The 941-nt window shown below is 41.8% G+C and carries 1 protein-coding gene; it reads right to left on the bottom strand.

The genetic code is table 11. The annotated features are described in order from the left end of the window. Positions 1-192 precede the first annotated feature (192 nt). Positions 193-855, bottom strand: coding sequence for a DUF2726 domain-containing protein (locus tag BCT81_RS20750; RefSeq protein WP_102425679.1), 663 nt, complete (start codon positions 853-855; stop codon positions 193-195). Between the last annotated feature and the right edge of the window lie 86 nt (positions 856-941).

Below are 941 nucleotides of genomic sequence, written 5' to 3'. Positions count from 1 at the left end.
CTCTAACCAACTGAGCTACGGACCCATTCCTTAAGAACGAGGAAGATATTAACGACTGATTTATTGTGGCGCAAGTGGAAATTACACTTGAATCAACCGTTTGCTCTTATTCGCATCAATACGTTGATTTTTTAGACGTGAAACCGAAATAAACTTGAGTTAGGTCACACTGAACCAGTGCCCTACTCTTTGTTACTCTTCTTCTACATCGAACACAACATTGTAGTTTTCGGTATAAGTACAGTTTGGTTGACGGCTACAAGTGAAGAAACGCCGTCCTTTGTAGTCACCTTGGCTAGCCAGCTTGATGATCATCGGGCTGCCACACTTCTTACAGAATCGAACCTCTTTGTCCGGTTCGATCAGGTCAATATGAGTCGCCAACAACCTTTTCAAGCGGCTCACTTGGTAACTGTGCTTAACGGAAGCACCAATAAGCGGTAAGCCAGCAGACTTACATACATGGATAAGTAGCTTCTCTCGGTCCACTTTGCCTTTATTTAGCTCTTTACCATTATCAAGTTCAATAATCACGCGCGGTTCCAGCGTTCTTGGGTCACAAACCACAAAGTCAAAATAGCTACGAGAGATCTTGTTATTCGCGATAAACCAATTCTTCTTAGTATTTGTTTTCGCAGGTGCCAACACATTCGACATGTTTACTTTGGCAAACACGACACCGTGAGTACCTACCGCCGTAGTCAGTGCATTATAAAACGCGGCTTGTTGCATGTTGAGCAACGCCCCTCTCTTTTGATACGCGTGGTCTTTAGTGTCGTCATGTTTGAATACGTACTTCTGAATGAAGTAAAAGAAGACAACAAGTACCACTACAACGATAAATATATTGGTCATTAGTAAAACACAGTCAAAGATTCATGGAGATAAAGAATTTGTAGCGTAAGTAGAAAACAAGAAACTGGCAAGAAAAAGAGAATCAG

Origin of the sequence: Vibrio sp. 10N.261.52.A1 (assembly GCF_002876325.1) — a bacterium.
Lineage (GTDB): Bacteria > Pseudomonadota > Gammaproteobacteria > Enterobacterales > Vibrionaceae > Vibrio > Vibrio chagasii.
Note: the sequence above shows the minus strand (reverse complement) of the source record. Positions and strands in the feature narration are given on the sequence as shown.